Here is a 21131-nt window from a genome sequence, read left to right as displayed (position 1 = left end):
TTGCAGTCAAGTTCAGTTTGGAAGCTTTTACTGAACTCTATGACTCCTTGACCTTTAAATATATCCATTTTGAGCGTTTGAAAAGCTATAAATATATGCAATTAAAAGGACACCTCTACTGGACAAAATAATAGATAATTATTTAAGGGTTCTCAAATGTAATGCTAATTAGTCAAATTTAAATTCAAGGTTTTAAAAAAAAAGTAATTAGACTTACCTTATTTTATTGAAAAAAATCAAAGAGTTAGCTCATTTAAAAGTAAAAACTATAGGCTCTTTAACACTTTATTTAAATCACTTTTGATTTTTTGATTTTTATATTTTGAATAAACCCGAAATATTAATTTTATATATATAAAATTGTATTAAGTGTTATTAATATTGCTTTTTGTAAGCAAGTATAACTAAATCATTTTTTTATAAAACGATTCTGGTCTTTCACAAAAAAGAGGTGCTAATTTGATTAAATATTAATTTGTGATTCTTCAGTGATCCATTGCGAGTTTCAGCGGTGAAATTCTGAATTTAGATCAAGGAAACATGTCCTGAGAAAAAAGTATTGTTTTTTTAATCCTTAAAGGTCAAAGAAATTTTATCCATCGTAAGTGGTTTTTCTAAAAATCCAGAAACCAACTCATATAGTTTTGCCTTTTGGCGATCTAAGAAATCAATGGAGCTGGAAAGAATTATAATCTTATCATTCCTGTTTTGAAACACTTGAATGTACTTATCAAGGAATTCCCATCCGTTTAAAACAGGCATATTTAAATCTAGAAAAATAACAACTGATTGATTTTCTGGAAGTTTACTTAATGCTGATAATGCATCTTCAGCTTCCAAAAATTCATGAATATTCTCAGAAATTCCAAATTTTCCCAATAATCGTTTATTGATAAGGTTATTTATGGGATCATCATCCACTAAAAAGATGGCATCAAATTGGATCATTTGGGTAGTCGAAATTTCACAAAATGTTTTTTCTGTTCTGCCAAAATACAATTATTCCTAATTGAATTGAAAATTTTATTTGGCTTTTTGGCTTAAAAATGAGAGAAATAAATTTTCTAGAAAATAACAAAGGAGACTCATTGAGTCTCCTTTGATTCTTGAGGGCTATGATTACATCATTCCGCCCATTCCTCCACCGCCCATAGGAGGCATAGCAGGAGAGTCTTCTTTCTTGTCTGCAACCACGCACTCGGTAGTCAATAGAAGTGCAGCAATCGATGCGGCATTTTCTAAGGCTAGTCGAGTAACTTTAGTAGGGTCAATTACACCGGCTTTGAATAGATCTTCGTAAACATCTGTTCTTGCATTGTACCCATAGTTACCTTTGTTTTCTCTGATCTTGTTGATCACTACCGATGGCTCTCCACCAGCATTGGATACGATTGTTCTCAATGGAGATTCTATTGCTTGCCTTACGATGTTGATACCAGTATCTTCATCTTCATTGAGACCTTTTAGTGTAGCAAGAGCATCAGCAGCTCTTACAAGAGCAACTCCACCTCCAACTACTACACCTTCTTGAACAGCAGCTCTAGTGGCATGTAATGCATCATCAACTCGGTCTTTCTTTTCTTTCATTTCAACTTCTGTAGCAGCTCCTATGTAAAGGATCGCTACTCCACCAGAAAGCTTTGCGAGTCTTTCTTGAAGTTTCTCTCTATCGTAATCAGAAGTAGTCTTATCAATTTGAGCTTTAATCTCAGCGATTCTACCCTTAATTGCGCCTGCATCACCAGCACCATTTACAATCGTAGAGTTGTCTTTATCAATATTGATCTTCTCAGCTCTACCAAGCATGTCAGGAGTAGCGTTCTCCAATTTGAATCCTCTTTCTTCAGAGATTACTGTACCACCAGTCAAGATTGCGATGTCTTCCAACATTGCTTTTCTTCTATCTCCGAAACCTGGTGCTTTTACAGCGGCAACTTTGAGAGCTCCTCTGATTTTATTTACCACTAGGGTAGCAAGAGCCTCGCCATCCACATCTTCAGCTATAATCAAAAGTGGCTTTCCAGTCTGAGCAACTGGCTCAAGTACAGGAAGCAATTCTTTCATAGAAGAAATCTTCTTGTCGTAGATCAATACATATGGCTGGTCAAGTTCCGCCTCCATTTTCTCAGTATTGGTCACGAAGTATGGAGAAAGATAACCTCTGTCAAACTGCATACCTTCCACAGTTTTTACTTCAGTCTCAGTTCCTTTCGCTTCTTCAACAGTAATTACACCGTCTTTACCTACTTTATCCATCGCATCAGAAATCATTTTACCGATTTCCTCATCGTTGTTAGCAGATACTGTGGCAACTTGAGCGATTTCTTTTGAAGTAGAGATTCCTTTGGAATTTTCTTTAAGTCTAGCAACAACAGCAGCAACAGCTTTGTCAATACCTCTCTTAAGATCCATTGGGTTTGCCCCTGCAGCAACGTTTTTGATACCTACGTTGAAGATAGATTGTGCAAGAACGGTAGCAGTAGTTGTACCATCACCCGCATTGTCTGCTGTTTTTGAAGCAACTTCTTTCACAAGCTGTGCGCCCATGTTTTCGATTGGTTCTGTCAATTCGATTTCCTTAGCTACGGAAACACCATCTTTGGTAATGGTAGGAGCTCCAAACTTCTTATCTATGATTACATTTCTACCCTTAGGTCCTAATGTTACTTTTACCGCATCAGCTAATGCATCAACGCCTTTTTTAAGACGATCTCTAGCATCTGTGTCGAAAAATAGTTCTTTAGCCATTTTTATGATTTTTTTTTAGTTAATGATTGAGTTTGATTGATTAAAGAATCGCAAAAATGTCGGATTCTCTCATGATCAGGTATTCATTTCCTTCTACACTTAGTTCAGTGCCTGAATACTTACCGTAAAGTACCGTGTCACCAACTTTTACAGTCAATGGCTCATCTTTTTTGCCATTACCGACTGCTACTACTGTTCCTTTTTGAGGCTTTTCTTTAGCCGAATCAGGGATATAGAGTCCAGAAGCTGTTTTTACTTCTGCTTCGGCTGGTTGTACCAAAACTCTGTCAGCAAGAGGTTTGATTTTTACGTTTGACATAGTATGAAATTGTTTAAAGTTTAGATTAAAATGCATGTGCCTAATAGCAGTTCTTGTGCCAAGGGGGAATATCTATCAAATGCTGACAAATCGGCTGAGATTAGCTAATCATTAAAAGATTCTTAAGTCATAAAAAGCGATAAAATCTGCCAATTTTTCTCTTGCTGGCGTAAAAAATGTCAGAAATGTTTAAATTATTCCAAACTGAAAAAGAATGAAAACACTACCGAAAAATTGGATGACGGAAGGTCTGATTGATTTTGAATACAAAAAGTATCAACTTTTGGCCTATCTGAAGGAAGCAAATAAAGAATTTAAAAATATAAAGCTTTATCCGATGTTAAGTGATCTGATTGATCATCACCGAGTAGCAAATGAAATCAAGTCGGGAAAATTGGAACTTTCAAAGCTTTTTCCAAAGCAGTTGGATTCAATTGATTTTAAGCAGTTTTCCTTAAACTATTCCAATAAAATCAAAGAAGATTCTTTGATGGAGGAATTAGGTAAAATCAATGATTTTGCTTTGTCGCGTTTTGCTTCTCAGATTGAAGACGGTATGGCTATTTATGATTTTGTAGAAGAGCAAATTGAATTTGACCCTGTCGGAATTTTGCCTATTTATAATCGGGAAGGTTTTATCCTATTGTCACAAGAGTGTAGTTCAGATATTTATGCTTTTCGGTATAAATCTGACCTTCTGCAATATGCCGGGGAGAAATTCAGAAGCGTTGCTGTTTGGATGATTAGACATTTTACAAAATCAATTACCAATACCTTTGAGCGAATTAAAATGGAACTGGTAAAAGAGATTAAGGAATTGCCAAATCCAGCTACTTGGAGACTTCATTCCTTACAAAATTTACCGATTGAGCAAACACTTATCCCAATAGGTAAAAGGCTTCTTTTGAAAGCAGTTTCCTGATAAATTATACTATAACTTCTTCAGATTTAGATATTTTGGCTTGCAATTCTTTTTGTTGAGTTGCGCGCTCTCTGTTTGCAATTACGTCATCGCCAGGTCTTCCAAATAAAATTTTCCAACCTTCTTTAAAGTTTTTCGCTTTTCCTAAATCTTTGAAAATATCTACCCATTCGTGAAATACCAAGTATACGGGATTGTATGAGGTAACAGGTTTTGTGATACCATAAGTAGGTCGCTCTGCTTCGGGCATAAATGTTCCGAACATTCGATCCCAAATAATAAATGTGGAGCCGTAATTTTTATCCAAATAGTGAGCATCACTGGCATGATGAACCCGGTGGTGCGATGGGGTAGTGAAGAAGAATTCTATCGGAGCTGGAAGCTTGGTAATGTACTCAGTGTGAATCCAGAATTGATATAAAACAGCGATTTGATGGCAGATGAAAAAAACGAATGGATCAAAGCCCATAAACATCACTGGGAAGAAAAAGATGATCTTAATGTGTTGGGTCCAACTTAATCGAAATGATACGGACAGATTATATTTGGAGGAATTATGATGCGTAATATGGGTAGCCCACCAAAAACGCTGTTCATGCGCTATTCGATGTGCCCAATACCTTGCAAAATCCACAGCGAAAAAGCAAAGAATAAATGACCACCAAGTTGCCGGAATTCTGAAAGGAGAAATGTTATAAAAGAATAACGCAGAGCCAAATATGGTGACTTTAATAAGAGCACTAATACCGGCATTGACTAGACCGATTGTTGAAGCCGCAAAAAAGTCTTTTGCGTCATAGGCATCTTTTTTTTGATACCAAGAAATCCCCCATTCTATAAAAACGAGCAGAAACATAATCGGTGCTGCCCAAAGAATAAGATTAGGACCTAAATCTAAATCTTCAAAAAGAAGCGGTTTATCATTCATAAACAAAATCTCGGTTTGACCTTTTTAATTAAATTCTAAAACTCAATAATCTCGAAGATAAATAAAAAAAGCCTGCTCGAATAGGGCAGGCTTCAATTTCTTTAGATAAATATAAATTAGTTTTCTGAAGTAGTATCCGGGATTGTCTCTTCGGTGGTTGCAGGAAGTAAATTTTCAGTCTCACCAAAAGCTGGCGCTACTACTTGCTGTTTAGCACTTTCAATATTTGGAGATGCGAACTGATTAGATTGTGGATCAGTGTAGAAAGCTGAAGTTGCAAGGCACAATGCAAGAATTGCAATAGCAAGCACCCAAGTTGCCTTTTCCAACACGTTACCAGTCCGGGTAACTCCCATAATTTGAGATGCACTTCCTCCAAATGCTGCACCTACTCCGCCTTTGGAATTTTGTCCAAGGATAACCAAAATAAGCAATACAGCTAAAATAAGGATGATTGTAATCAATAAAGTAAACATATGATTGGGTGTTATTCTTTCAGTTTTTCAATTAAGTCCGCAAAGTAAGTCCTTTTATCCGGAAACTTCAATATCAACTTCTGATAAATTTCTTTAGCCATTTTTGACTTACCCTGATTAGCAAGGATTTTAGCAAAAGACTCGGAAATCAATTTGTCACTGATTTGAGTACTGGAAGCAGCTAGGTTCTCAGTATTCTGATTGGCTTCTATTTCTTTGATCGTAGCCATTTTGATCGACTTCTTGCTAAAAGCTTTAATCAGATCAATTTGCTCTTTCTTCTTTTCGTCTAGAATTTCTTTCTTCTCTTTTCTCCTGATGGTTTCAATCAAATCATCTTTTGGAGCCTTTCGGCGAGTTCGTTGAGGTGGATCTATTTTTTGTTCCTCTAGCTGTTTTTCCTTTAAACTTGCCTCTAGTTTGACTAGGGTCTCGGTCCGTTTAGAAGCTGTTGGTATTTCATTTTCGCTTTCAGGAAGAAGATCCTCCTTCGTTAGTTTTCTTTCGGAATCTGGAGATTCTTTTATTTCTTTTTCAATAATTGATTTTAACAAAATTCGATCTGGGCTGGTAATTGCAGCATTTGACAAAGATGGAGTTCCTCCAGGCCCATGTTTCAAAAATTCATATCGGGCGACCAAAACATGTGCAATCTGAAAGTATGGGAAATTTTGCTGCACCTTTTTTAATTGCAATACCTCATTTTTCTCTAAAGTATCTGACCGATGGATTAATTCTAAAAATTGGGCTCCGTTCACTTCGTAATGTTTTGTTCTAAGTTAGGAAAATTACCAGTTTGCTACTGTGGCGGTGAAGATATCTTGAATGATATTTTCAAAAATAATATCTACAAGCTCGTTTTCTACATCCAAAAGGGTTGTTGTTCGAGGGTCATAATCTTGAAAGAAGGAGAAGGTTCTTTTTAAGTTTTCTTCCTCATTAGACAAGTTGATATATTCTACCTCTATTCCTATGGTCAATCGCATTTGCCCTGCTCGATCGGGTAGGTTAGGGTCCCCGCTAGATACTACTGCTTGTGGGGTAAGAGTATATCGATTGATTGCACCCAAGAATTGAAGGTCACCGTTAGTTCTCACCAATTCAAGAGAAGTGTTTCGCTGATAATATTCTTTGATTGCTTCTGTGAATCGTTGTTCCATATTGGCCGGTCCCCCGCCGGAATCATTAAAAAAATTATCTACTGAAAAGGTCTTCACCAACTCGTAATTGATATTCGTCCCAGTGAAGCTATACTTGACAGAGCAGCTTTGGAAAAGCAAAAATACCAACCCCAAACAAGGAACTAGAAATTTACTGGTCGATTTCATATTGCTTTATTTTTCGGTAGAGTGTCCTTTCAGATATTCCTAAATCACTAGCGGCGTATTTTCGCTTATTGTTATGCTTACTCAAAGCTCTTAAGATCATTTCCTTTTCTTTTTTCTCTAAGGAGAGCGAGTTGTCATCTTCTTCATGAAGAATGTCTTCAATAGCCCCATCCTGATAATCCTCGTCATTGACTGAAGAGTTTTTCTTTGGATCAATAACGAGCGGAACTGAAAAACTTGATGGAGATTCAGAATTTTCTTTTGAAGAAAAGCTCGGGTCCAAATCTTCAAACAAACTCTGATGCTTCTGCATGATATTAGCGTTTAAGCCGTTTGCATTGTAAGTTTCAAGTACGAGCTTTTTCAAATCATTCATATCTCTCTTCATATCAAAAAGTACTCTGTAGAGAATATCTCTTTCAGAAAAATCTGTACTTTCTTTCCCAGATGATAATCCTGAAAGGGTCATTGGAAGTTTTGAACTTTCTCTCGGCAGATATTTAGCTAAAGTAGTAGCGTCAACTTCTCGCTCTTCTTCCAAAAGTGAGATTTGCTCCGCAAGGTTTTTCAGTTGTCGAATATTTCCAGGAAAAGAATATCCAATTAGAAGCCGTTGTGCCTCTCTATCTAAAGAGATTGGCTTGACATGGTATTTTTCAGAAAAGTCAGAGGTGAATTTCCGAAATAGCAATGCTATATCTTCCCCGCGCTCTCTAAGTGGAGGGACGAAAATGGGGACCGTATTCAATCTATAATAAAGATCCTCTCGGAATTTCCCTTTTTCTACCGCTTTTAGCAAATTGACGTTAGTAGCGGTGATTACACGAACATTGGTTTTTTGAACTTTAGACGAACCTACTTTAATGAATTCACCATTTTCAAGGACACGAAGAAGTCGCGCTTGCGTGCCTAGAGGCATTTCGCCTACCTCATCCAAAAAGATAGAACCTCCATCAGTTACCTCAAAATAGCCTTTTCTTGCCTCATGTGCACCGGTAAAAGAACCCTTTTCGTGTCCAAAAAGCTCAGAATCAATCGTTCCTTCAGGAATTGCTCCACAGTTGATAGCTATGAATTTTCCATGCTTCCTCAAGCTAAGCGAATGAATGATTTTGGAAAAGCTTTCTTTACCACTACCACTTTCACCGGTGATTAATACAGTCATGTCGGTGGGAGCGGCCTGCATAGCTACTTGTATAGCATGATTCAGTTGAGGGCTATTGCCGATGATTCCAAATCGTTGCTTGACAGTTTGTATTTCTGAAGGAGTTATCATATTGAAGCGGGATTTATTTCCAACACTTCTCCGAAGAGGGTAGCGGTAGTACAATCTGTGATTCTGACTTTGAGATAATCTCCTTTTTGATAATTACCATTTGGCACAATGACCATTTTATTGGCTGAGTTTCTCCCTTTTAATTCATTCTGAGATTTTTTGGAAGTGCCTTCCAGCAGAATTACTTGCTCTTTTCCAAGGTCCAGTTTATTTCGTTCATGGGAGAGCTGACTTTGCTTGGTGATCACTTCAGCTAGTCTTCTTTTTTTGATTTCTAAAGGGATATCATCTTCATATTTCTTGGCCGCCAAAGTTCCGGGACGCTCGGAATAGTAGAACATATAAGAGAAATCATATTTCACCAAATCCATCAGACTTAGCGTGTCCAGATGCTCCTCTTCTGTCTCGGAACAAAATCCAGTGATCATATCAGACGAGATACCACATTCCTCTCCAAGTATTTCCCGAATTTTTGCTACCCGCTCCAGATACCACTCCCGATCGTAGGTTCGATTCATCATCTCTAAAATCCTGGAATTACCACTTTGAACTGGAAGGTGAATGTATTTGCAGATATTGTTGTAGGCTTTTATGGTATACAGCACATCATCAGTGATGTCTTTAGGGTGAGAAGTAGAAAACCTCACTCTGAGCATAGGATTTACCTGTGCGACCATTTCCAAAAGATTGGCAAAGGTTACCACTTCACTGATTTCCTCTTCCTTTTTATTCAACCTTGCTTTGTTGTTTTCCTCCGCTGACCATTTGTAGCTATCCACATTTTGTCCTAACAGCGTCACTTCTTTGTAGCCTTTGTTAAAAAGATCATGAGCCTCCGCTACTATTGAGTGCGGATCACGACTGCGCTCTCTTCCCCGAGTAAAGGGCACTACACAAAAGGAGCACATATTGTCACATCCTCTCATGATAGAAATAAATGCGGAGACACCATTCGAATTGAGTCTGACAGGGGCGATATCAGCATAGGTCTCTTCACGTGAAAGAAAAGTATTTACTGCTTTCTGCCCATCTTCAGCAATATTGATCAAGTTGGGAAGATCTCTATAGGCATCAGGACCTACCACAATATCAACGACCTTTTCTTCTTCAAGTAATTTCTCTTTCAATCGCTCGGCCATGCAACCCAAAACACCAATAGTCATCTCTGGCTTTTTCTTTTTTGCTTTGTTGAAGACCGTCAATCTTTTTCGGACAGTTTGCTCAGCTTTTTCTCGAATTGAGCAAGTATTGAGGAAAATTACATCTGCTTGGTGGAAGTCTGATGTGGTATCAAATCCATTTTCTTTCATGATGGAAGCGACGATCTCAGAATCTGAGAAATTCATCGCACAGCCATAGCTTTCGATGTAAAGTTTTCTGTTTTTACCGGTACTCTCATCTACGGTAGTTTTGAAGTTACAGGCTTGTGCTTCTTCTGCTGAGATGATATCGATATCCTTTATTAAGTTATTCATGGGGAATTACAAATTCGAGTGGCGAAATTAACAAAATGCGACAAAATGGCAGAAGTTTTTCTGTTTTATTTCGCTATTGTTCAAATGGTATTTTTAGCTGCTCACCGAAAAACTGCTGATCATCTGTATTGTTAAGGTTCGAAAGGCCAAGTCCTAGAAGCCGAACGGCTAAAGGCATCTTTTCTTGTTCCAAAAGTTCAAAAGCGAGGTTTTGAATTTCCGTTTGTGGTAGGTACTGCTCTACTGTACGACTTCTGGTTTGTTGGGTGAAATCTGAGAATTTAATTTTCAAAGTAATTGTCCGACCCTTTATTCCGCTTTTCTCCACCCTTCGGATCAATTCATTTGCTATTTCTACCAGAGCTTTTTTCAAATCTTCAGCCTCGATCAAATCTTGATTAAAAGTGTTTTCTGCGCTAATTGATTTACGAATTCGATGTGGTTGTACTTCCGAGAGATGAATTCCCCGGACGATATTGAAATAGTGAAGGCCTGATTTGCCAAACTTTTTAATAAGAAACTGCAGTGAAAATTGCTTTAGGTCTGCCCCGTTATGAATTCCTAGGGATTTCATCTTTTCAGCTGTCACTTTTCCAATTCCAAAGAATTTACCAATTGGAAGCTTTTCCAAAAAGTCCTCTGCATCTTCCGGCAAGATCACGGCTTGCCCGTTTGGCTTATTGAGATCAGAGGCGGTTTTAGCTAAGAATTTATTGTAAGAAACTCCCGCAGATGCGTTTAAACCTGTTTTTTCTTTAATTTTTTCTCGAATCTGCCTTGCAATTAAAATAGCAGATCTAAGTTCTTTTTTATTTTCAGTTACATCGAGAAATGCTTCATCAAGGGAAAGAGGCTCAACCAGATCGGTATATTCATAAAAAATCTCACGTATCTGAAGACTGATTTCCTTATACCTGTCAAATCTTGGTTTTGCAAAAATCAACTGTGGACATTTTTTGACTGCGAGTACGGAGGACATAGCTGAATAAACTCCAAATTTTCTGGCCTCATAACTTGCCGCAGCGATAACTCCTCTGACTTCACTTCCACCTACCGCAAGTGGCTTACCTCGCCATTGAGGATGATCCAGTTGTTCCACTGAGGCATAAAAAGCATCCATATCTACATGGATGATTTTCTTGATTGAGTGAATGATTGGATTAGAAGAAGCTTGGTCAAGACTTTGCATCAGTGCTTAAAATGGTTGATTTGAGCTAAATCAAATCTAAGTAAATCTCCATCATAATTTTAAAAAGCATTTTGAATCAAAAAAAAGAGGGATTCATTTGAATCCCTCTTTCATTAAGAATATTTGAATTTATTATTCAGAAGCTTTTAAGTCAAGCTCTAATGATACTGTGTTGTAGATAAATTGATCCTTCGCTTTATCAACAGCAGTTGCCTCGTCTCCGTAAGCTAGACCCCAAGCTGTTCTGTCAATGTTGAATCCTGCTTTAGCTAGTACGGCTCCGTTCTCCATTTTTACAGAAGCTGGGAATTTGATGTTTTTAGTCACACCTCTCATAGTCAGATTACCACTGATCCAATGAGTAGGGTTTTCAGGGCTGAGTGAAGTTGCAGACTTAGGTGTGTTATCTGTAGAAAATTCTTCTTGGTCAGAAATCACGTCAGTTGTACCGAAAGTTTCTACACTGGTAATTTCGAAAGAAGCAGTAGGGTGATTTGCAGCATCAAAGAAATCTGCAGATTGTAAATGCCCCCAAAGTTTACCGTAGTTCTCTTCAGTTTCTTGCATGTCTTCGATCTTCAAACCGGTGATGTCAAAAGTGAATTTTCCACCTGTAATATCACCACCATTTACAGCAAGCATTCCTTCTGTCGCGGGAATTTTTCCAAAGTGCTGTCCAGCTGGCTTGTATCCTCTCCAGCCAATTTGTGTTGAAGTTTGATCAATTGTTAAAGTTTTCCCTTCAGTGGCGGCTACTTCTTGAGCTTCAGATGTTTCTACAGTTGAAGGTTGGCTACATGCGAAAGTGATCAGTGCAGTTGCAAGGAATAATCCTGATAATTTTACTAGTTTCATTGTGCTTTTATTGGTTTGAACATTAGATGTATAGACATACAACTGAAATCAAAAATAAAAGTTCACCTGATTAAGAAAAAAATTAATTTCGAATAAATCCTTTTAAACCTCTTAAAAAAATGAACATATGAGCTGTATACTTCCTGTAAATGGGATAAGTCCATTAATCCCATCTTCCTGTTGGATTGCGCCTAATGCTACCATAGTAGGAGACGTTCAGTTAGGAGAGAATTGTACTGTGTGGTTTAATGCCGTCATCCGGGGCGATGTAAATGAAATCCGAATTGGGAATGAAACAAATATTCAGGATGGGGTAGTGATTCATTGCACTTATAAAAAAGCCGGAACATTTATTGGTAATCAGGTTTCTATAGCCCACAATGCGGTAGTCCATGGCTGCACCATACATGATCGGGTTTTAATCGGGATGGGTGCAATCGTGATGGATGGTGCTATAATTCATTCCAACTCCATAATAGCGGCAGGAGCGGTTGTGCTTGCTAATACTGTAGTTGAATCGAATTCTATTTATGCAGGGATGCCGGCAAAAAGGGTGAAGGAAATCAGCCCAGAGATGGAGGAAGTGATTTCTCGAACTGCAACAAACTATCCGATGTATGCTGCCTGGTTTGAGTAAAATACAAAAAAATCATTTTTGAATTATGTTTTTTGTTTAATGTAGTCTTTTTATCGTATTTCATTTTTATTAAAGGATTTTTCGAGTAACTTTGGAATAATAATATTTTAATTTTTTATATAATTTTTTAAGTAAAATCATGGCTAAGAATTCTAGTTTAAATTTAAGTGGGCGAAGTATTGTTCTATTAGTTTGCCTTTTTGTTTTTTTCAATATGATGTTGAAGCAAACTATGCCTCCAAGTTTAGTATTGGATTTGAAATTTGCCTATTCTGCTTCCGATGCTTATCAAGCACTTGATATTATGGGAGAAGAGATGAGGAAGGATTATCTAAAATGTCTTTTGATTTTTGATATTCCTTATATGTTGATATACACCCTTCTGTTTATTCAGCTATTTAATTTTTTATGGAAAGGTTCTCAAGTTCGACTAGTTTGCGTTGGTGTATTAGTTTTTGATTTTTTTGAGAATTTGATGATTTACAGTATGATTCAAATTTTCCCTGACTATTCTCCCTTTTTAGGATTTGGCGCCTCTTTTTTCACGAGTACAAAATGGGTATTTGTGGGAATTATGGTCGCCTTAAGTCTGATAGGAGCTTTGAAAAAGATTTTTTCGCATGAAAGGCAGGGCTTGCTTTAGGAAAGCCATTGAATCATTGGAGGTATTTCTTATCTTCTTTGGCTTTAAAGCAAAATAGTAAGACCTTTGAGGCCTAATTCAACGGTTAAAATAACTACACCCTATAGTCTTATGAAAGAGGAGTATTTTAAATGGTTTTCCCCTCATCTTCAGCGGGATGTCCAAATGCTTCGTTTTGGCCATGCTGGTTATCCCGTAGTGGTTTTCCCCACCTCAAAGGGCTCTTTTCATGAGAACCGTGATATGGGATTAATTGAATCAGCCAGATGGTATATTGAGCAGGGTTTAATCCAGATATATTGTCCTGAAAGTAACGATGCGGATAGTTTTTACAACAAAAATATTCATCCTCATCAGCGAATTCAGAACCATGTCGCATATGATAAAATGATTTGTCATGAGATTGTAGAGCGAATTCGACTGAATACCTCAGTTGCAAAAGTGGTAGTGGCAGGATGTAGTTTTGGAGGGTATCATGCCGTGAATTTTGCTTTTAGACATCCAGGTTATGTAAGCCATTGCTTCAGTATGTCAGGAGCATTTGATATTCGTGATTTTATGGACGGCTATCAGCATGATGATATTTATTACAACAGTCCTTTGGAATATCTTCCTGGATTAAATGATCAGGAGCTTTGGAAAATGGATATCGTTTTGGGAACTTCCAACTGGGATATCTGTTTCGATGCGAACTTAAAATTACACGAAACTCTCAAATCGAAAGGAGTGAGACATTGGCTGGATGTACGGCAAAATCAAAATCATGATTGGCCGGTTTGGAAAGAAATGTTTCCCCACTATTTGAGTAGAATAAAATTTAATTAATTCTTAAAATATCAGTTTGTTATGAAAAAAATTGGAATACTTTTCGGCATGGAGGATACATTTCCCCAAGCATTTATAGATAGAGTTAATCAAAAGGCTGAAAAGGGAATAATTGCCGAAGCTGTACAGATAGATAAGGTTATCCAGAATAAACTTTCTGAATATGCTGTAATTATCGATCGGATCTCTCAAGATGTACCGTTCTACAGAGCGTATTTAAAAAATGCCGCATTGACTGGTACTGCAGTTATCAATAATCCATTTTGGTGGAGTGCAGATGATAAATTTTTTAATAATGCGTTAGCTGATCAACTTGGGGTTCCCCTTCCAAAAACTGTGATTTTGCCTTCTGCAAAACACCCCGATGATACGACTTCTAAATCATTTAGAAATTTAAAGGCTCCTTTGGATTGGGAAGGGATTTTTGAATATGTAGGTTTTCCAGCCTACATGAAGCCTTATGCAGGTGGAGGCTGGAAGAATGTTTATCGACTGGAAGACAAAGAAGAGTTTTTTAAGACTCATCCCCAAACTGGGCAGTTGGTGATGTTACTGCAGGAAGAAATTGTTTTTGAGGAGTATTTTAGAGTGTATTGTTTAGGAGGCAAGGCTGTCAAAATTATGCCTTATGAACCTCGAAATCCACATCACCTTCGCTATGTGGTAGATCGTCCACCTTCCTCTAAAAAGCTTCTTGCCACTATTAAAGATTATACCATTCGTCTATGCAAGGGATTAGGATATGATTTCAATACCGTTGAATTTGCGGTGAAAGATGGAATTCCTTACGCTATTGATTTTGGAAATCCAGCACCAGATGCAGATGTGAATTCTGTAGGACAGGAAAATTTTGATTGGGTAGTAGAAGAAGCGGCAAAAATGGCAATAAGCTACGCCAAGGCTCAGAAACCCGGAAAAACGAATTTAACTTGGGGAACCTTCATGCGTGACTCAATCGCTGATTCCAAAAGATTCTAATCTTATCCCTTAAGAAACCATGACTGCACTTTTGAAGAAACTTCCGCAATTTACCCTTGGAGTGGAGGAAGAGTATCAAATTATTGATCCTGTTACCAGAGATCTTAGATCTCACATGTCAAAGATCGTGGAAGGTGGAAAGATTTCCTTGCATGAGCAAGTCAAGGCAGAAATGCATCAATCTGTCGTTGAAGTAGGGACTAATATTTGCCAAAATGTTGCAGAAGCGCGGAAAGAAGTGTCTTTTCTGAGAAATAAGATCTCAGAATTGGCCGGTAACCAGGGTCTTTTGGTAGGAGCTGCAAGCACACATCCATTCTCGAGATGGCAAGACCAGGAGATTACTGATGACCCTCGTTATCATAATATTGTTGACGAATTGAAAGACATTGCGAGGTCAAACCTGATTTTTGGTCTGCATGTCCACGTGGGAATAGATAATAGAGATACTGCCCTTCAGTTGATGAACCAGGCTTGCTATTTTCTTCCTCATATTTATGCGTTGACGACCAATTCACCCTTTTGGGAAGGTAGAAATACTGGCTTTAAAGCATTTAGGGCCAAAATCTTTGCGAAATTTCCTAGAACAGGCTTACCTGAATATTTCGATTCAGTCCAGTCTTATGATAATTATTTGGAGACCTTGGTTAAGACCAATTGCATCGATAATCCAAAAAAAATCTGGTGGGACTTAAGAATTCACCCGTTCTTCAGTACGATCGAATTTCGTATTTGTGATATGTGCCTTACGGTTGATGAGACTATTTGTATCGTAGCTATCATTCAGGCAGTTGTGGCTAAACTCTACAAGTTGCTGATGAGTAATACTAGTTTTAATATCTATCGAATTGCCTTGATTCGAGAAAATAAGTTTAGAGCTGCCCGTAATGGCATTGAAGGAAAATTGATTGACTTTGGAAAAAAAATAGAAGTGCCTACTCCTGAGTTAATCTTCGAACTTCTTGATTTCATTGATGATGTGGTGGATGAGTTGGGAAGTAGAAACGAAATCGACTATGTCCATCAAATTTTGAAAAATGGGACCGGTGCTGATCAACAGCTGGCTGTTTTTGAAGAAACTGGAGATTTGACAAAAGTGGTAGACTTAATTACTTCAAAGTTTACTCAGGGGATATAATCCCAGATATTACTTTTGTACAAAAATAAACCAACAAGCGAAGTGGGAAAGAAGAAATTAAATCTGGCGATATTAGATATGTATGATGGCGAGCCGAATCAAGGTATGCGCTGTATAAAGGATATTATCGGTAGATTTGAAAGTCAACTTAATTATAAAGTATTTGATGTAAGAGGGAAGTCAGAACTTCCTGATGTTCAAGATTTTGATATTTATATTTCGACTGGAGGTCCAGGCAATCCTTTGGAAGGTGATGGGAATTGGGATTTGAAGTATTTTGATTTTTTAGATCAAATTTGGATTTGGAATCAAAACCATAATCATAAAAAGTACATCCTTTTAATCTGTCATTCTTTTCAAATGGCCTGCAAGCATTTTGGTTTAGGGCAATTGACCAAGCGGAAATCCACATCTTTCGGAGTAATGTCTGTTCACAAAACAGCTGAAGGAAAGCAAGACCGTATGCTTCAAAATCTAGATAATCCTTTCTGGGCGGTAGATTCCAGAGATTATCAAGTGGTTCAACCTGACCATAAAAAGTTTAAGGTGCTTGGTGCAAAAATCTTAGCTCTCGAGAAAATCCGAGACCATGTTCAATACGAGCGGGCGATTATGGCTATTCGATTTTCAGATGAGATGGTAGGTACTCAATTTCATCCAGAGGCAGACCCAATAAGTTTTTTAAATCATTTGAAAAAGACTGAGGTAAAGGAGAAAATTATTGCTTCCAAGGGAAAAGCAAAATTTAGAGCGATGATAGAGCACTTGGTTGATGAGGATAAGATTTTCAAAACCAATGAAACCCTGATACCTAATTTTCTGGAAAATTCTATCCAGAGGGTCAAAAAGTCTCAACTTTTGAATCTAGTATGATCAGCGCAAGAAGAGATAAATTCAACAGTGAGTTTACCAATGAAAGGTATCAATCCCTTCTAAAGGATATCGCATCTGATTTTGATTATTTGCCCACTTTTAGAATCGCAGAAACCCCTTTTTTTATTCCTTCCGAGCTTAGAGATCAATTAATTGAGGCTAGCCATCAAGTTGTTGATTTTATTAGAAGGAAGGACTTTAAATCAATAACCCAGCGGGCTATTGATTTGAATACCAACGTTCCCGATGAGGATGGACATACCCAATTTTTGGCAATCGATTTTGGGATTTGTTCTGAAAATGGTGAACTCATTCCTAAACTTATCGAGGTTCAAGGGTTTCCATCTATTTTCAATTTTCAGGAAAATCTTTTCAAAAAATTAAAAGCGCATTATCCTTTTTTGGAGGATATGACGCCCTTTTTTGAAGGAATAACTGAAGAAAACTACCTTGATCTGCTTAGAAAAGTAATTCTTATGGGACACCATCCTTCTGAAGTGATCCTTTTGGAAATTGAACCCGAAAAGCAGAATACGAAAATCGATTTTTACTACTGTAGAAAAGATTTAGGTATCCCTTTAGTCTGTGTGACTGAACTGATAAAGGAAGAAAAGAAACTTTTTTATTTAGATGAAAAAGGTGAAAAAATTCAAGTGAAGCGAATATATAACCGGGTTATTTTTGACGAATTGAACTTAAGAAAGGATCTTAAACTCCAATTCAGTTTTCAGGATGAACTCGAAGTGGAATGGGCTGGTCATCCAAACTGGTACACAAGAATTTCTAAATACATTCTCCCATATCTTGAAGGAAAATATTTTATTGAGACGATACTGCTAAGTGAGCTGGAGCAAATTCCTGATGATCTCGAAAATTACGTTCTGAAGCCTCTTTTTTCATTCTCAGGTTCCGGTGTGGTTTTTAATGTTACTCCAGAGGATATTGCAAAAGTTACTCAAAAAGATCTCTATATTCTTCAAAAGAAGGTTCATTATGAACCTGTTATCCATTCGCCCGACGGGAATGTAAAAGTGGAAGTTCGGATTTTAGCACTTTGGCCTGAAGAAGACATCAAACCGACCTTTGTATGCAACCTTGTCAGACTCAGTAAAGGGGAAATGATCGGCGTCAAATTCAATAAGGATAAAGATTGGGTAGGAGGGTCAATTGGACTGTTTGAGAAATAAAAAAAGAGCGCTTTTATATAAGCGCTCTTTTTTTTATGGATTCCATCTGGCAGGATCCTTTCTCCATTCTGATAGTGATTTGAGTGTGTCATCCTGAATGTACTTACGATGTACTGCTCTTGGAAGCAAAGCTTCGTAGTGACTCAAACAGATTAATCTTACACCGGCATCCTCAAAGTTCTTAGCGGCTATATCAAAACCATAAGTAAATATTGCAACCATTCCTAAAACCTCAAACCCTGCATCTTTTAGGTCCTGTGTAGCTTTTAAAGAGCTTCCACCTGTCGAGACCAAATCTTCTACAACCACTACCTTTTGCCCTGGAACAACTTTACCTTCGATCATATTTTCCATACCATGACCTTTGGCTTTAGACCTAACGTAGATAAATGGTAAATCCAGATCGTTTGCCAAAAGTGCACCCTGTGGGATTCCTGCAGTTGCTACTCCAGCGATAGCTTCTACAGAGGGAAAGTAATGTTGGATACTTCGTACCAATTGTTCCTTGATCATAGTTCGGACCTTTGGAAATGATAGGGCGAGGCGATTGTCACAATAAATTGGAGATTTCCAACCAGAAGCCCAAGTAAAAGGCTTAGAAGGTTGAAGCTGAATGGCTTGAATTTCTAATAGCTTGTCAGCTATTTCTGCGGCTACATTTTGATCTAAAATTTCCATGACTCAAAAATAAGATATTAAGTTTGGTGAAGGTTGTTGCAACGTGAAAATTTATGCATTTTTGAACTTACTCAAGCAATAACGATTCAAAAATGAGAATCTTCGTCAATGACAAACCATTGGATCTAATAAGCTACGAAGAATTAGACTCTTCGAAGAACTTTGAATCCGAGTATTTCCCTTCAGATAGCCCTCCTTCAGAGATTTTTTGGGAAGACGATGTGTTAATTCATGAACCTTCACATGATTTGATTATTGGTTTACTTTACACATTGCGAACACGAAAATTAAAAAAACTTGATTCTATTACCTTGGTTACCAAAGATAAATCTGGTTTAAAGAAATTTATAAAAAGTCGTTTCTTGACGATCAAAGCTGCAGGAGGTGTTGTTACCAAGAAGGATAAAATCTTGTTAATCTATCGTTTAGGTAAATGGGATTTCCCAAAAGGAAAATTTGATAAAGGAGAAACTCCAATACAATGTGCATTGCGTGAGGTAGAAGAAGAGTGTGCAATAAAGGTGAAAGCAGGTAAACCCATCATCACAACTTGGCATACTTATACTCAGGATCGCAAAAGTATTCTCAAAAAAACATATTGGTTTCAGATGGACTGTATCAGTGATGAAAAGATGACGCCTCAAGCAGAAGAGGGAATCGAGGATATTAGATGGTTTTATGAGGGCGATGCAAAAATAGCATTGGTCAATTCTTACCCTTCCATGCGGTTCCTGTTTAAGAACTTTTTAAAAACTCACCTCAAGACTCAGAGCTTATAGGGCAAAAATTCATTGACTTCTCCTCCAAAGCGGTGAACTTCTCGGATAATCGTAGAACTAATAGCTGCATACTTAGGAGAAGTTATAAGAAATACTGTTTCTAATTCTTCATTTAAATAGCGGTTCATCTGGCTGATGGTATTTTCATATTCAAAATCAGTGGTGTTTCTAAGTCCTCTGAGCAGAAATTGGGCGCCATATTTTTTTGCAAGGGTAGAAGTTAATTCATTGTATATGACCACTTTTACTCGATCAGTATCCTGATATACCTGCTCAATTTGCTCCACCATCATTTGGATGTCGAAATACCGATTTTTCTTAGTAGAATTATAACCTATTCCGATAATTACCTCGTCAAAAAGACTCAAACTCCTGATTACAATATCGTGGTGCCCAAGGGTATAGGGGTCAAATGAGCCAGGAAATATTGCTATCTTTTTCATGTTTCAGGAAAATTGCCAGTTTACTTCAAAGAGATTGAGCGACTTTAAATTCTTGAAGCCTTGAGTATAGTTTTGATTGGATGTCGGACTTATAATTCTAAAGTTTTGAAAATAGATTTTTCCCCAATGTTCTGTAATCTTTAATGCTGAATCGAAACCTAGAATTGTGACTCTCACGTGAATTCGATCATATTTTAATTGTTCGATAAGAATCAGAATATATTTTAAAATATCATCCTTGGAATCTATTTCAAACATATTGAATACTGCCAACTCTTGGTCTGTAAAAGCTGTAGCATACATATGACCCTCGAAAGAATAGATTAAAATTTCTTGACCGATGAGGTTGAATCGTTCTTTAAATAGATAAGAAAGAATCGAAACCGATCCGTGAAATAAATTTATTTCTGAAAACCTAGCATCAAGTGATCTTTTGACTTTTTCTGGAATTGCCGAGATGATTTGTAGATTATTGCTATCTAAAGCAGAATTAAAATAAGATAGATTGCCTTTGGGTTTACCTGCAAATTCAAGATAAACAGCTTCATTTTCAGGCTGAAAAAGCACACCTGGTACCAATACAAAATAGGACTGATGAATATAAACGTTGATCGGAAGATCAATTTTCAAAAATTGATCCGAACGAATCAGTTTGTCTAAATCACCCTCCGAAAAAAAGTTGTACGAATGGATACAGCTATTGGACCCATTTGCATCTTTGGCAAAAATATGGATGGAATGAGGATACAAAAAAAGTGATAGACCCGATACTTCTTGAATATCAAATCTATCACTTTTAAATACTTTAAGGTCGGTTTCCAAAATCTGGTGTTATTTCCAGTTACCTTCTGTAGAAGCGTCTGTTCTAGAACCTACTTTAAGAGCTTTTTCATTGTTGTTTAATCTTCTTTCTGGATTGATCGGCGCAGGGTCTCTGATTTCAAATACGTTTACATCGTACTGATTTCTCTCAACTTTGTCTGCAAAGAATTCAAACATTTTTCCTCCTGAACCAGGAACAACAGCTAATGCCTCCAGATTGAAATCAGGATACTTTCTGTCATTGAACAAAGAATCAATCACATTCACAGAACCAAGAGTGTCAAATTCTACAGTGATTTCTTCTTTACCGTATTCAAGAAGCTTGGTTGTTTCAGTTCGCTGAACGATCCAGATTTTCCCTTCTTCAATAAATTTCTTAAGGTCATTCCAATTGTTAGCATAAGCACCATTGGCAGCCTGATAAGCTAACTCTGCATCTCTTAGCATTTGAAGCTTTTCGATAATTGCAGCTTCAATCAGAGCAATTTTTTTCTCCTCTTCCACTACATCATCTACACCCTTCCAAAGAAGGTATCCTAGACCAATTGCTACTACGAAGAAAACTAGTGATAGTACTTTTGATAAATTCATTTTGCTTAAATTTTAAAATCT

The 21131-nt window shown here is 37.3% G+C and carries 24 protein-coding genes; 9 read left to right on the top strand and 15 right to left on the bottom strand.

Annotated features, from left to right (window positions below; all coding sequences use genetic code 11):
• Positions 1 to 567: 567 nt before the first annotated feature.
• From P8O16_RS07890 to groES, 3 genes are all read right to left on the bottom strand, one after another.
• On the bottom strand, positions 568 to 948 hold the full coding sequence (locus P8O16_RS07890) for a response regulator (RefSeq protein WP_300312949.1): 381 nt from the start codon (positions 946 to 948) through the stop codon (positions 568 to 570).
• 171 nt (positions 949 to 1119) lie between these two features.
• Positions 1120 to 2748 carry a chaperonin GroEL gene (groL, locus tag P8O16_RS07885; protein ID WP_300312946.1) on the bottom strand — a complete coding sequence of 543 codons (1629 nt, stop codon included), beginning with the start codon at positions 2746 to 2748 and terminating at the stop codon, positions 1120 to 1122.
• Between the two features lie 40 nt (positions 2749 to 2788).
• Positions 2789 to 3067 carry a co-chaperone GroES gene (gene groES, locus P8O16_RS07880; RefSeq protein ID WP_075352046.1) on the bottom strand — a complete coding sequence of 93 codons (279 nt, stop codon included), beginning with the start codon at positions 3065 to 3067 and terminating at the stop codon, positions 2789 to 2791.
• Positions 3068 to 3281: 214 nt separating this feature from the next.
• On the opposite strand from groES, the gene P8O16_RS07875 reads away from it, so the two are divergent.
• A complete protein-coding gene (locus tag P8O16_RS07875) occupies positions 3282 to 3989 on the top strand; it encodes a hypothetical protein (protein ID WP_300312940.1) in 708 nt (235 codons plus the stop codon).
• 4 nt (positions 3990 to 3993) lie between these two features.
• Here P8O16_RS07875 and P8O16_RS07870 read toward each other — a convergent pair whose 3' ends face one another.
• The 8 genes from P8O16_RS07870 to P8O16_RS07835 form a co-directional block, all read right to left on the bottom strand.
• Positions 3994 to 4917 (bottom strand): sterol desaturase family protein, encoded by a 924-nt coding sequence (locus tag P8O16_RS07870; protein ID WP_300312937.1) that lies wholly within the window; start codon positions 4915 to 4917, stop codon positions 3994 to 3996.
• Between the two features lie 116 nt (positions 4918 to 5033).
• Entirely contained in the window at positions 5034 to 5393 is a 360-nt protein-coding gene (gene secG / locus P8O16_RS07865; protein ID WP_300312934.1) for a preprotein translocase subunit SecG, read from the bottom strand.
• Between the two features lie 11 nt (positions 5394 to 5404).
• Positions 5405 to 6151, bottom strand: a complete 747-nt coding sequence (locus P8O16_RS07860; protein WP_300312931.1) for a hypothetical protein — start codon at positions 6149 to 6151, stop codon at positions 5405 to 5407.
• Between the two features lie 30 nt (positions 6152 to 6181).
• A complete protein-coding gene (gene lptE, locus P8O16_RS07855; RefSeq protein WP_300312928.1) occupies positions 6182 to 6721 on the bottom strand; it encodes an LPS assembly lipoprotein LptE in 540 nt (179 codons plus the stop codon).
• Positions 6705 to 7997: a sigma-54-dependent Fis family transcriptional regulator gene (locus P8O16_RS07850; RefSeq protein WP_300312926.1), complete on the bottom strand. Its 1293-nt coding sequence runs from the start codon at positions 7995 to 7997 to the stop codon at positions 6705 to 6707. Before P8O16_RS07850 ends, lptE begins: the two co-directional genes overlap by 17 nt.
• A complete protein-coding gene (gene miaB, locus P8O16_RS07845; RefSeq protein WP_300312924.1) occupies positions 7994 to 9472 on the bottom strand; it encodes a tRNA (N6-isopentenyl adenosine(37)-C2)-methylthiotransferase MiaB in 1479 nt (492 codons plus the stop codon). Before miaB ends, P8O16_RS07850 begins: the two co-directional genes overlap by 4 nt.
• Positions 9473 to 9545: 73 nt before the next feature.
• Entirely contained in the window at positions 9546 to 10661 is a 1116-nt protein-coding gene (dinB, locus tag P8O16_RS07840) for a DNA polymerase IV (protein ID WP_300312921.1), read from the bottom strand.
• A gap of 132 nt (positions 10662 to 10793) precedes the next feature.
• Complete coding sequence (locus tag P8O16_RS07835) at positions 10794 to 11516, bottom strand: YceI family protein (protein WP_300312918.1); 723 nt, start codon at positions 11514 to 11516, stop codon at positions 10794 to 10796.
• Between the two features lie 127 nt (positions 11517 to 11643).
• On the opposite strand from P8O16_RS07835, the gene P8O16_RS07830 reads away from it, so the two are divergent.
• The 7 genes from P8O16_RS07830 (at position 11644) to P8O16_RS07800 (ending at position 17797) form a co-directional block, all read left to right on the top strand.
• Complete coding sequence (locus P8O16_RS07830) at positions 11644 to 12153, top strand: gamma carbonic anhydrase family protein (RefSeq protein ID WP_300312916.1); 510 nt, start codon at positions 11644 to 11646, stop codon at positions 12151 to 12153.
• 232 nt (positions 12154 to 12385) lie between these two features.
• Positions 12386 to 12796 (top strand): hypothetical protein, encoded by a 411-nt coding sequence (locus P8O16_RS07825; RefSeq protein ID WP_300312913.1) that lies wholly within the window; start codon positions 12386 to 12388, stop codon positions 12794 to 12796.
• Between the two features lie 111 nt (positions 12797 to 12907).
• Positions 12908 to 13621: an alpha/beta hydrolase-fold protein gene (locus tag P8O16_RS07820; RefSeq protein WP_300312911.1), complete on the top strand. Its 714-nt coding sequence runs from the start codon at positions 12908 to 12910 to the stop codon at positions 13619 to 13621.
• 21 nt (positions 13622 to 13642) lie between these two features.
• The gene (locus tag P8O16_RS07815) at positions 13643 to 14599 is read left to right on the top strand and encodes a RimK family alpha-L-glutamate ligase (RefSeq protein WP_075352058.1); all 957 of its coding nucleotides are present in this window, start codon (positions 13643 to 13645) and stop codon (positions 14597 to 14599) included.
• A gap of 19 nt (positions 14600 to 14618) precedes the next feature.
• The gene (locus tag P8O16_RS07810) at positions 14619 to 15737 is read left to right on the top strand and encodes a carboxylate-amine ligase (protein WP_300312908.1); all 1119 of its coding nucleotides are present in this window, start codon (positions 14619 to 14621) and stop codon (positions 15735 to 15737) included.
• Positions 15738 to 15779: 42 nt separating this feature from the next.
• A complete protein-coding gene (locus P8O16_RS07805) occupies positions 15780 to 16610 on the top strand; it encodes a type 1 glutamine amidotransferase (protein WP_367182803.1) in 831 nt (276 codons plus the stop codon).
• Positions 16607 to 17797 carry a hypothetical protein gene (locus P8O16_RS07800; RefSeq protein ID WP_300312906.1) on the top strand — a complete coding sequence of 397 codons (1191 nt, stop codon included), beginning with the start codon at positions 16607 to 16609 and terminating at the stop codon, positions 17795 to 17797. The genes P8O16_RS07805 and P8O16_RS07800 overlap by 4 nt, the downstream gene beginning before the upstream one ends.
• A gap of 33 nt (positions 17798 to 17830) precedes the next feature.
• Here the strand turns inward: P8O16_RS07800 and pyrE are convergent, their stop codons facing one another.
• Positions 17831 to 18475, bottom strand: coding sequence for an orotate phosphoribosyltransferase (gene pyrE, locus P8O16_RS07795; protein WP_300312903.1), 645 nt, complete (start codon positions 18473 to 18475; stop codon positions 17831 to 17833).
• Positions 18476 to 18567: 92 nt separating this feature from the next.
• Between pyrE and P8O16_RS07790 the strand changes: the two genes are divergently transcribed.
• Positions 18568 to 19254 (top strand): NUDIX hydrolase, encoded by a 687-nt coding sequence (locus P8O16_RS07790; protein WP_300312900.1) that lies wholly within the window; start codon positions 18568 to 18570, stop codon positions 19252 to 19254.
• Here P8O16_RS07790 and coaD read toward each other — a convergent pair.
• The 3 genes from coaD to P8O16_RS07775 are packed head-to-tail and all read right to left on the bottom strand — an operon-like array spanning position 19242 to position 21110.
• Positions 19242 to 19697: a pantetheine-phosphate adenylyltransferase gene (gene coaD, locus P8O16_RS07785; RefSeq protein ID WP_075352062.1), complete on the bottom strand. Its 456-nt coding sequence runs from the start codon at positions 19695 to 19697 to the stop codon at positions 19242 to 19244. The genes P8O16_RS07790 and coaD overlap by 13 nt on opposite strands.
• Before the next feature lie 3 nt (positions 19698 to 19700).
• Positions 19701 to 20519, bottom strand: coding sequence for a DUF3822 family protein (locus P8O16_RS07780; RefSeq protein ID WP_300312897.1), 819 nt, complete (start codon positions 20517 to 20519; stop codon positions 19701 to 19703).
• A gap of 9 nt (positions 20520 to 20528) precedes the next feature.
• Positions 20529 to 21110 carry a hypothetical protein gene (locus tag P8O16_RS07775; protein ID WP_300312894.1) on the bottom strand — a complete coding sequence of 194 codons (582 nt, stop codon included), beginning with the start codon at positions 21108 to 21110 and terminating at the stop codon, positions 20529 to 20531.
• Between the last annotated feature and the right edge of the window lie 21 nt (positions 21111 to 21131).

Origin of the sequence: Algoriphagus sp. (genome assembly GCF_029254265.1) — a bacterium.
Classification (GTDB): domain Bacteria; phylum Bacteroidota; class Bacteroidia; order Cytophagales; family Cyclobacteriaceae; genus Algoriphagus.
This window is presented reverse-complemented; position numbering and strand designations above follow the sequence as displayed.

What these genes read in the sequence shown, in the direction of transcription:
- P8O16_RS07890 (WP_300312949.1), bottom strand. Translation starts at nt 948, where the DNA reads ATGATCCAATTTGATGCCATCTTTTTAGTGGATGATGATCCCATAAAT.
- groL (WP_300312946.1), bottom strand. Translation starts at nt 2,748, where the DNA reads ATGGCTAAAGAACTATTTTTCGACACAGATGCTAGAGATCGTCTTAAA.
- groES (WP_075352046.1), bottom strand. Translation starts at nt 3,067, where the DNA reads ATGTCAAACGTAAAAATCAAACCTCTTGCTGACAGAGTTTTGGTACAA.
- P8O16_RS07875 (WP_300312940.1), top strand. Translation starts at nt 3,282, where the DNA reads ATGAAAACACTACCGAAAAATTGGATGACGGAAGGTCTGATTGATTTT.
- P8O16_RS07870 (WP_300312937.1), bottom strand. Translation starts at nt 4,917, where the DNA reads ATGAATGATAAACCGCTTCTTTTTGAAGATTTAGATTTAGGTCCTAAT.
- secG (WP_300312934.1), bottom strand. Translation starts at nt 5,393, where the DNA reads ATGTTTACTTTATTGATTACAATCATCCTTATTTTAGCTGTATTGCTT.
- lptE (WP_300312928.1), bottom strand. Translation starts at nt 6,721, where the DNA reads ATGAAATCGACCAGTAAATTTCTAGTTCCTTGTTTGGGGTTGGTATTT.
- P8O16_RS07850 (WP_300312926.1), bottom strand. Translation starts at nt 7,997, where the DNA reads ATGATAACTCCTTCAGAAATACAAACTGTCAAGCAACGATTTGGAATC.
- miaB (WP_300312924.1), bottom strand. Translation starts at nt 9,472, where the DNA reads ATGAATAACTTAATAAAGGATATCGATATCATCTCAGCAGAAGAAGCA.
- dinB (WP_300312921.1), bottom strand. Translation starts at nt 10,661, where the DNA reads ATGCAAAGTCTTGACCAAGCTTCTTCTAATCCAATCATTCACTCAATC.
- P8O16_RS07835 (WP_300312918.1), bottom strand. Translation starts at nt 11,516, where the DNA reads ATGAAACTAGTAAAATTATCAGGATTATTCCTTGCAACTGCACTGATC.
- P8O16_RS07830 (WP_300312916.1), top strand. Translation starts at nt 11,644, where the DNA reads ATGAGCTGTATACTTCCTGTAAATGGGATAAGTCCATTAATCCCATCT.
- P8O16_RS07825 (WP_300312913.1), top strand. Translation starts at nt 12,386, where the DNA reads ATGCCTCCAAGTTTAGTATTGGATTTGAAATTTGCCTATTCTGCTTCC.
- P8O16_RS07820 (WP_300312911.1), top strand. Translation starts at nt 12,908, where the DNA reads ATGAAAGAGGAGTATTTTAAATGGTTTTCCCCTCATCTTCAGCGGGAT.
- P8O16_RS07815 (WP_075352058.1), top strand. Translation starts at nt 13,643, where the DNA reads ATGAAAAAAATTGGAATACTTTTCGGCATGGAGGATACATTTCCCCAA.
- P8O16_RS07810 (WP_300312908.1), top strand. Translation starts at nt 14,619, where the DNA reads ATGACTGCACTTTTGAAGAAACTTCCGCAATTTACCCTTGGAGTGGAG.
- P8O16_RS07800 (WP_300312906.1), top strand. Translation starts at nt 16,607, where the DNA reads ATGATCAGCGCAAGAAGAGATAAATTCAACAGTGAGTTTACCAATGAA.
- pyrE (WP_300312903.1), bottom strand. Translation starts at nt 18,475, where the DNA reads ATGGAAATTTTAGATCAAAATGTAGCCGCAGAAATAGCTGACAAGCTA.
- P8O16_RS07790 (WP_300312900.1), top strand. Translation starts at nt 18,568, where the DNA reads ATGAGAATCTTCGTCAATGACAAACCATTGGATCTAATAAGCTACGAA.
- coaD (WP_075352062.1), bottom strand. Translation starts at nt 19,697, where the DNA reads ATGAAAAAGATAGCAATATTTCCTGGCTCATTTGACCCCTATACCCTT.
- P8O16_RS07775 (WP_300312894.1), bottom strand. Translation starts at nt 21,110, where the DNA reads ATGAATTTATCAAAAGTACTATCACTAGTTTTCTTCGTAGTAGCAATT.